At 62.1% G+C, this 1,270-nt stretch carries 1 protein-coding gene; it reads right to left on the minus strand.

Going from position 1 to position 1,270, the window contains the following annotated elements; genetic code table 11:
• The coding region (locus tag ACXJKJ_RS30080) for an AMP-binding protein (protein WP_457394997.1) at nt 1–1,270 on the minus strand (1,270 nt) is incomplete at both ends.

Consider the following 1,270-nt stretch of genomic DNA (forward strand, 5'->3'; position numbering starts at 1 on the left):
GATGTGCACCTCACCAATCACGCCTATCGGAACTGGTTGCCGTGCCGTATCGAGAATGTAGATACGGGCATTGTCGATTGGCGAGCCAATGGTAGGGCCGCCCGCTGCCCCGGCAATGCTGACGATGGTGGCATCCACGGTGGCCTCGGTGGGACCGTACATATTGTGAAACTCCACGATCGGCGAGGACTTCAGCCGCCCCCAGAGCGAAGACCTGATCGGCTCTCCCCCCACCAGCACGCTACGCGGGCGATACGCCCCGCCTTCGAGTAGTCCAGCGGACAGCAGACCCTCCAGCTGCGACGGGGTGCTATCGACCGCATCGATACGATGTTCGACCAGGAAATTCAGCAGCTCGACCCCGTTGGCACGGATGCTCTGCGGGATGGGCATCAGGCAGTGCCCCGAAAGAAGCTGGAGAATGCCCTTGAGCGACATGTCGAACGAGAACGCCGCATTCAACGCTACCCGCGAGCGCGGTTCGCATCGGGCGTGCGTGGTCCTCGACATGACCTGCCAGAAATTCACCGCCGAACGGTGCTCGACCATTACACCCTTCGGCTGGCCGGTCGAGCCAGAAGTGTAGATTACGTAAGCTAGGTTGCGCGAGGTGAGGCCTGACGCCCGCGACTGCGGGTCCAGTGAAGAATGTCGGGCAAGCATGCTGACAGCCTGCAATCCATCGAGCGCCAACACCGGCACCTGCAGGGCGGGCAGCCGCGGCAGCAAAGCCTGCTGGCTGAGCACCGCCACGGGCCGGCAATCTTTCAGCATGTGCGCCTGGCGGTTCGGTGGATAGTCAGGGTCCACCGGCACGTAGGCCGCGCCGGCCTTGAGGATACCCAGTATGCCCACTGCCATGTCCAGACCGCGCTCGACGCAGAGGGCCACCCGCTGGTCCGGCCGTACGCCCAGGCCGATCAGGAAGTGTGCCACCTGGTTTGCGCGCACGTTGAGTTCGGCATATGTCAATCGTTGGTGGCCATAAACGACCGCATCCGCGTCAGGCTGCTGCCTGGCCTGGATCTGGAACAGTTCATGGATAAGTGCCTCGTCTGGGAAACTCACCGCCGTTGCATTGAACAGATCCACCACCTGGCTGCGCTGCTGTGCTGTCAGCAATGGCAAGGCGGATATGTGCCGCTGCGAATCCTCGGCCATGCCGTGCAACACGGTCTGCAGATGCTGTGACCAACGTTCAATTGTCGACGCATCGAACAGCTCGGCGTTGTAGTTGAATGTCCCTGACAACCGCTCCCCGCTGTCGGAC

It is taken from the genome of Roseateles sp. P5_E1 (assembly GCF_054049335.1).